We start from the raw sequence: 8,625 nt of genomic DNA on the forward strand, positions 1-8,625 counted from the left end.
AAATTGGTGGAGACCGAACTGTCCGCCGTCTTGACATCGGCGCAACTCGCAAAATTCCGCGAACTGCGACATCGACACCCTTGAACCCTTCGTGCCGGAAACAGGGACGCCCGAAAAACTCAGCGAGACAAATTACGGCACGCTGCCTTGCTGACAATATCCAATGAACCACTCGTATCAGGCAAACAAATAGGAGCCTCAAGATGTTGCATAAACTGGAAAACACACGCTTGCAGTCATCCAATTCCAAAGTCGGCCGGGTGCTAGCAGCTTGCGTCGTCAGCACCGGAATTCTGGCCGCCACTGTCCTGTCCGTGAACGGCGCTCCACAATTCACCGGTGCAGGCCAGCTGCCATCTTACGATCAGGGCACGGAGGGCCTGTCTGGGCTTGCCGATTTCCAGCCGGTCGGTTGGGGTGGTCGCTCTGGCCGTGGCAGGTTGCTGGATCTCAGCGACAGCGAAATCGAAGAGCGGCTCTCCCGCATTGTCCGACATGCCGCAATCGAAATTGACGCATCGCAGGAACAGATTGATAAAATCGTCGGCATTCTTACCCCGGCCGCAATCGAAATGAAAAACCTGCGCAAGGACATCGCCGGCACCGGTGAGGAGCTTCGCAAGTTGCTGTTGTCAGCCGAAGTCGACCGCTTTTCCGTTGAAGCGTTGCGCGCTGAAAAACTCGCCCTGGCGGATGAGGTCAGCAAAAAACTGACCGATGTGATCATCGAAGTTGCTATGGTGCTTACTCCGGAACAACGGGCCGTTTTGGACACTCGGATCAAACAGTTCAAATCCATGCGCCCTGGTTTCAAACGCCATTAAAAATCGATGAGCTGATCACACAAGAATGTCCCAGCAGATCCTCCTGATAGAAGATGATGCCCGCCTCGCCGCGATGGTCCAGGACTATCTCGGCGAGTCCGGGTTCCAGGTAACAGTTGCAGGTTCGGGTCAGGACGGTCTCGACCTGCATCGGCAACGCCAGTTTGACGCCATCCTGCTGGACTTGATGCTGCCCGACCTGGAGGGGCTGGAGGTCTGCCGGCTATTGCGGACCAATGACCACACGCCGATTGTGATGCTGACCGCGAAGGGCGAACCCATGGACCGGATTATCGGACTGGAACTTGGGGCTGACGATTATCTGCCCAAACCATTCGAACCGCGCGAACTGCTGGCGCGTCTCAGAGCCGTACTGCGGCGGGGAAACGCACCAAAGGAAGGCAAGATCCTGAGGTTCGGCCGGCTGGAAATCGATCCGCTGGCCATCGAAGCACGGATCGATGACCGAACCTGTGACCTCACCGCACACCAGTTCAAACTCCTGGAAATCTTGGCAAACCGGGCAGGCCGTGTTCTTAGCCGCGACACAATCATGAATGTGCTCAATGGCGAAAACCTGTCAGCCTTCGATCGCTCCATCGATGTTCATGTTTCCCGCATCCGCGCCGAAATCGAAGACGATCCGAACAAGCCGCGAAGGCTGATCACGGTGCGTGGTGCCGGCTATGTCTTCGCCAGGTCGCAGGACTGAATTGATGGCAAGTCGACTGCGCCGCCTGTTCGGTCCGCTGCTGATGCGGCGGCTTTTTCTGCAGATTTATCTGACGATCATAGCCAGCCTTGTTCTGGTAGTGTTCCTATCCGGCGTGCTTTGGGAAATATATGGCCGGGAGCGGGTGAATGACGACTTTCTGGACTCAATCGCAAAACTGGTTGCCTTGTCGATACCCGACAAAGCCGCCAGCCAGGAAGCCCAGCAACAGGCCATTGCTCGCCTGGGACAGGAACTAGACCTCGAAATCAACCTCTTTGACGAAAACAGGCAGCTTCTTGCTGCCTATGGCAATCCAACCCTACCTCGTGAGAGGCTTCGCGGTCGAACGGGTTGGTCCAGGGTACGTGGTGGTCCGGTACTATCTCTGGCGCTGCCGGATGGCCGCTGGCTGGTTGCCGATGCCAATCGAGCACCGAATTCAGCACCGGTCCTTAGCCTGCTGTTCATACTGGCACTGATCGCCGTGGTTGTTGGACTCGGGGTCTTTCCGATCGCGCGCAGGCTGACCAAGCGGCTGGAACATCTCCAACGCGGTGTGGAACGGATCGGATCTGGCGATTTGAAAACCCGCGTGAAGGTGGAAGGCCGGGACGAAGTCGCACAGCTTGCCGGAAGCTTCAATGCTGCTGCCGACAAGATTGAAAATCTGGTCGCAGCTCACCGGCTGCTGCTGGCCAACGCTTCTCACGAGTTACGAACGCCCCTGGCACGGATCAAGCTCGGGCTTGAAATGGAACAGATCCAGCCGTCCAGAGAGCGTAGCGTTGCGTTGAAACAGGACATCGCCGAGCTAAACAAGCTGATTGATGAAATCCTGGTCATGAGCCGCCTTGATGCCGCGATGCCGATGGAAAGTGTCGAGCCGATCGATCTTGTGGCCTTGCTGGCCGAAGAATGTGCCCAATTCGACGGTTGTGCCTTTTCCGGCAGCGCTCCGGAAGTTTGCGGGGATCCAAGGTTACTTCACCGCATGCTTGCCAATTTGCTGGAGAACGCACTGAAGCATGGTCGTCCACCTGTGAAGCTTACACTTTCCGCAACACAAGAAACCGCTACCTTGGACATTCAAGATGCTGGCTCGGGTATTCCGGCCAGTGAACAGGAGAACGTTTTCCTGCCGTTTTATCGCGGCCCGGACAGGCAGAATATCGAGGGTTACGGATTGGGCCTGGCGCTGGTGCGAAAAATTGCTGAAGCCCATGGCGGCAAAGCTCTGATATTCACCGGGCCGAACGGAAACAGCATTACGAGAGTTGTCCTGCCGCTGCCCGGTAGCGGTACCTGACAAACTCGAAATCGACAATCCGGAAATTCCCAATCAGACACTCACAACCGCTTCGTCAAAGCATCTCCTGACAGCGTGGAGCGGACTTTTTTCCAGAAAGAGCCTGATCGCCTTTCGAAAGACTTTGCGAAACAAAGTGAATTTCCAAGCCTTGATCGTTTTGCGTGAACAATTCTCAGGCCCGCAACAGGTGACCTTGACGTACGTATTCGATCGCAAAACGAAATGCGTCTTTGGATTCAAGTTATTGCAGTCGTTCAAGAAATTTCCCCAAGATCGAATTCTTGAGTCTTTTGTTGCGAATCAAATCAATAACATTTATCGTATCAGTATTATTACTGGTGCAGAATAGATTATATTGATAGATCTCGAGTAATTTTTGCTTGTATATTTTCATATTCATTTAAATTTACTTCTAAATTAATTTAATTAAACTTGTCTCTATTTTCATACTGCTTCATTTTTCTTGTGCGTTCGAATATGCAAGTTGATCAGGTTCCGGGGTCCGGCGTTTTGAAAGACCGTAGTGAAATGTTACCTAACCTGTTTCAGCCTCGCATTTCCGATGGCAAACCGATCGTCTGCCTAGCGCCCTCCCCTATCCAGTTTCCGCCAACAGCCACATGGCAACGGAGTCCAAAGGCGATATTGAAAGGCGCAACGGCCGTTGGCCTGTTTCTATTTCTGTCAGATCTTTCCGCACCAGCCCTTGCGGCCTGTTCGACCAGCGGCAACACCCAAACTTGTACCGGAGATGTCACGACAGCCCAGTCTTTCGAACCGGATTCGGAGGACGATGCGGACTACATCTTCGTTTTCAAGAACCTGACTTCCAGCGGTATTTCAGGCGGGTTTTCAGAAGCGATCTCATTCGATTTTTCAGGAGACGATGACGACAGCTTCGGCAGCCTTGATTTCGACTTCAATATCGATGGAACCGTTGACGGCTTTGAACTCAGCGGTGGAGTTTTGGCGCCGACACTTGTGCTCGAGTCGCAAGCTGGCACCGGAAGTAACGGCAGCGAAAACACCGATAGCGGAAACCGAACCGGTGGCGACGGCAGTGTTGGTGGCGATGGCGGTGAAATCCATGCTGACATTGCATCGACAGACATCGTCTCGATTTATTCCTTCTCAACTGCTGTGCTGGTTTCCGGATCGGGTGGCGACGGTGGCGACGGTGGAAAAGGCGATTCCACGGGTTTCGGCCATGGCTACGGAGGTGATGGAGAAACCGGCGGTGCAGGGTCCGATATTTACGTAACACTGGAAACGACAAGCATTTCGAACGAAAGCTCGCTTGGGGGATATCTGGTTGAAATCGTCAGCGATGGCGGTATAGGCGGCAATGGCGGTGAAGGACGCGCCTGGGACTATTCCTCACATGGCGGCGAAGCTGGCGACGGTGGAAAAGGCGGTACTGTCATCCTGACTATTTCTGGCGAGACCAGCGCCGACAATTCAGGAGAGACCAGTAGCGTTGGCGGTGGTGGAATTTACCTTGCGAGCGTCGGCGGCGACGGCGGCACCGGCGGAAAAGCCACGCAGAGCACTGCCGGCGATGCGCATTCCTATGGCTCAACAGGTGGGGATGGCGCAGACGGAGGCGAAGCCAGCATCGTGCTTGACGACGGGGCAACCCTTGAAGTGACCGCCGTCAATGATATCGGCATCCGTATCGAGAGCATCGCCGGGGATGGAGGAGATGGCGGATACGCGTCCTCCGCTGGTGACGCGACAGGAGGAGATGGCGGCGGCGGTGGCACCGGCGGCGATGTCGAAATGAGCGGCAACGGCACGCTTGACGTCAACACTTCGGGTGACCTTGCCCACGGTGTCGCATTGAGAAGCTATGGCGGCAACGGTGGCGATGGCGGCGACGGGTCCGGCTTTTTCGGATCGGGAGGTGGCGGTGACGGCGCCAGCTCCGGCACGAGCGGCAACGTCATCGCCGAATTTTCCGGAAGCATCACAACCACCGGCGATGATGCTTATTCCGTCTTCGCGCAAGCAGTCGGCGGGTTTGCCGGAAATGGTGGAGAAAGCAGTGGCTTCGTTGCTTATGGAGCGAGTTCTGAAAGTGGTGGCGCCGGAGGAGACGTCACGGTTACCTGGAACAGCGCAACCGAGTCTCTTCTGAAAACCGGTGGCGATTATTCAACCGCACTTTTCGCCCAGTCTGTTGGCGGTGGCGGTGGCAACGGTTCGACCGCCGATGGATTGATCGCACTGAGTGGCACAGGTTCCGCCGGTGGCGATGGCGGGATTGTCACCGTCTATACCTATGGTAGTCAGATCCAGACAACGGGAACCCGTGCCCACGGAATTTTCGCACAAAGCGCAGGCGGCGGCGGCGGTGACAGCGGCAGCGCCAGCGGCATCGTGTCTGTCGGTGGTGCAGGCTCCCTGGGCGGGATCGGCGGTGTTGTTACGGTCACCAATACGTCTGCGATTTCCACAACAGGCGATCAATCGGACGGTATTTTCGCACAAAGTATCGGCGGCGGAGGTGGCGCAGCCGGCTCTACCAGCGGCATTGCATCAATTGGCGGAGACGGCGGCAGCGGTGCAACCGGTGGCATTGTCACTGTCACCAACTCCGGCAGTGTCTCCACCGGAGGTGATTTTTCGGATGCCATCTTCGTCCAGAGCGTGGGCGGAGGCGGCGGTAAAGGCTCCAACAGTCTTGGTGTCGGTATCGGGTTTGCGCTCGCAATTGGCGGCGACGGCGGTACGGGCGCAGATGGTGAGGATGCCACCTATCTGGAGCCGGACAATCCGGGTTCCTATTTCATCCACACGACCGGGGACCAGTCGAATGGATTGGTTCTGCAAAGTGTCGGCGGCGGCGGCGGCCACGGCGGGACGTCCATCTCAGCTGCTGCTGCCGGCCTGACCTCCGTTTCACTGAGCGGATCAGGTGGTGGTGCGGGAGATGGCGGCAATGTTCTTGGAGTCGTCACAGCAAAAATCACAACGGTTGGTGATCATTCGATCGGCATTCTGGCCGGCAGCACAGGTGGGGCCGGCGGGTCTGCCGGTACGTCCGTCGCAGCATCGGCCGGCGCGTCAATATCGGTTTCAGCCTCGGTCGGTGGTGACGGTGGCGGCGGCGGTGACGGCGGAACCGTAACAGTGTGCCGCGGAACATATGATTCAAGCACGGAAACCTGCTCGGCCACTGCAGAAAGCGGTGACACCGCCAACATCACGACGAGCGGCGAAATCTCTCACGGTATCCTGGCGGGCAGCGTCGGCGGTGGCGGTGGGCATTCTGGAACAACAGTCGCGGCATCTGCCGGGTCTTTAGACTCGGTCGACGTAACCGTTGGCGGCGATGGCGGCGCAGGTGGAGCGGGCGATGATGTAAAGGTCACGTCCGGAGGTGGCATTTCCACGAGTGGCAGCCATTCACACGGTATCCTTGCCAAAAGCGTCGGTGGGACGGGTGGAGCATCTTATGCGTCCGTTTCCGCAAACGCGACCGGTGCGATGGCAGTCACCGTTTCCGTTGGTGGTGATGGCGGCGACGCCGGAGATGCCGGAGACGTCTACGTCCTGACCAAGGATGTGATCCAAACGACCGGAACCTCATCTTACGGCATCAAGGCCATGAGCGTCGGCGGTAGCGGCGGCGGTGGTGGTGTCGCAGTATCCGCCGATGGTGTGTCAGCATCAAATGCAAGCGTCGGGATCGGCGGCGACGGTGGGGACGGCGGCACTGCGGGAGACGTAACCGTCGACTGGTCCGGTGGAACATTGAGAACGGAGGGTGTGCAAAGCGTTGCCATCCTTGCGACCAGTACAGGGGGATCCGGTGGAGCCGGTGGCTTTGATTTCAGTGGTGCGGCCGCAAGCGCAGCATCCGCAGACGTCTCCGTCGGCGGTGGTGGAGGCGGTGGCGGCGTCAGCGGTGTTGTGACGATCACCACCACCGGAGGCACACTGACGACTATTGGCGATCTGGCCACAGGCATCTTTGCTGCAAGCATTGGCGGGTCCGGTGGCAAGGGTGGCGGCTCGATGTCATCAACCCTGATTTCGCAAGGGGACGCGTCCGTGACGCTTGGCGGTGATGGCGGTTACGGTGCCCGGGCGGATGATGTCACGGTCACCAACGTTGCGGCCATTACCACAACAGGCATTCATGCCGATGGGGTCGTCGCTCAGAGCATCGGCGGCAATGGCGGTGCAGGTGGCTTTGCCGCCCAGGCCGGAATAACCGTCAGCGCCGATCCGGAAATTCCGGCAGGCAGCGCGACTGTGACCATCGGCGGTGATGGCGGCGGCACCGACGGGTCATCTGATGACCCGAACGCCGGAACGGTTGACGTCCTCAACAAGGCTGCCATCACGACACAGGACTTCAACTCCTCTGGCATTATCGCTCAGAGTGTTGGTGGCAGCGGTGGTTCGGGCGGATCGGTTTATTCAGGAACAGCCAATCTTGGCACTGAAGGCACGACGCTGGACGTGGAAGTCAATATCGGCGGTGAAGGTGGCGGCGGCGGTTATGCCGGCGAGGTCATCGTCGAAACCATTGCTGACGCCGATATCACCACATATGGAGACAACAGTTTCGGCATCCTGGCCCAAAGCATCGGTGGCAATGGCGGGTCCGGCGGCAATTCCTACAACGTGCTTATGAACCTTGAGGATCAGAGCGACAATTCGGGAACAATCACCGTCACCGTCGGCGGCGCCGGTGGTGATGCAGCTTCAGCCAACGAAGTGTTTGCCTATAATTACGCGACCATCCAGACAGCCGGAGCAAGCTCTACCGGCATCTTTGCGCAAAGCATCGGCGGCAATGGGGGCGCCGGTGGCGGCGGTGGCAATATTCTGTTTCAAACCGACCTCTCGGGCGATGATGATGATGATGATGACGACGGTGCTGAAAGCAGTTCGGTCAATCTCACCATGTCCATGGCGGTCGGTGGTTCGGGCGGCGATGGTGCGGTGGCCGACGATGTCTATGTCCTGAATGGTTCGACCGGAACGATTTCGACAGGCGGCGCGAATGCGGTCGGAATTTTCGCGCAATCTGTCGGCGGCGGCGGCGGTCATGGCGGATCGGCATCCAACTACAATCTTGATATTTCCGGGGTATGCGACTTCACCGCTGTGGCTGCATCGAGCTCCGATTGCGACGAGGACGACGCTGAGGACGACAGCGATACGGAGTTTTCGTTTACCGGCCAGTTTGGTGGAGACGGTGGCACCGGTGGAGACGCCATGGAGGCGACCGTCCGCAATGAAGGCACAATCACCACGACAGGATCGGCAGCGCACGGAATTGTCGCCCAAAGCGTCGGCGGCGGCGGTGGATATGGCGGCAGTGCGGCACCTGGCTTTGATACATTCACTTCAAACGAAGTGGCCGGGGACCTCGATGATGCCTACGGCTCGGCGACAGACGATTCGCCCTACGAAAAGATCACCGACTGGACCTCTTTCAACCTGACGATCGGTGGCAGCGGTGGTTCCGGTGGCGATGGTGAGATAGCAGAGGTTTATAACTCCGGCACCATCACAACCAATGGTGATGGCAGCTACGGTGTCTTTGCGCAAAGTGTCGGCGGCGGTGGTGGATCTTCGGGTTCGGCATCCGGTGAAGACAGTCACAGCCTGACCATTGGCGGCGATGGCGCTGCAGCGGGCGACGGTGGTCACGTTACCGTCGAAAATGAAAGCGGAGCGACAATCGGCACGACTGGCGATCGCGGCATCGGCATCTTTGCACAGAGTGTCGGCGGTGGTGGCGGATCCTCCGATGTCGA

4 protein-coding genes are annotated in these 8,625 nt (G+C 57.8%); all 4 read left to right on the plus strand.

Features of this window, described 5'->3' with window-relative positions; all coding sequences use genetic code 11:
* Positions 1-203: 203 nt before the first annotated feature.
* Complete coding sequence (locus K5905_RS20540; RefSeq protein WP_297587112.1) at positions 204-824, plus strand: hypothetical protein; 621 nt, start codon at positions 204-206, stop codon at positions 822-824.
* 25 nt (positions 825-849) lie between these two features.
* Positions 850-1,536, plus strand: coding sequence for a response regulator transcription factor (locus K5905_RS20545; RefSeq protein WP_297587114.1), 687 nt, complete (start codon positions 850-852; stop codon positions 1,534-1,536).
* Between the two features lie 4 nt (positions 1,537-1,540).
* Complete coding sequence (locus tag K5905_RS20550) at positions 1,541-2,845, plus strand: ATP-binding protein (protein WP_297587116.1); 1,305 nt, start codon at positions 1,541-1,543, stop codon at positions 2,843-2,845.
* 648 nt (positions 2,846-3,493) lie between these two features.
* Positions 3,494-8,625 (plus strand): beta strand repeat-containing protein (locus K5905_RS20555; RefSeq protein ID WP_367186998.1); only part of this gene is annotated, 5,132 nt, incomplete at its 3' end.

The sequence above is a fragment of the Roseibium sp. genome (assembly GCF_025698965.1).
Classification (GTDB): domain Bacteria; phylum Pseudomonadota; class Alphaproteobacteria; order Rhizobiales; family Stappiaceae; genus Roseibium.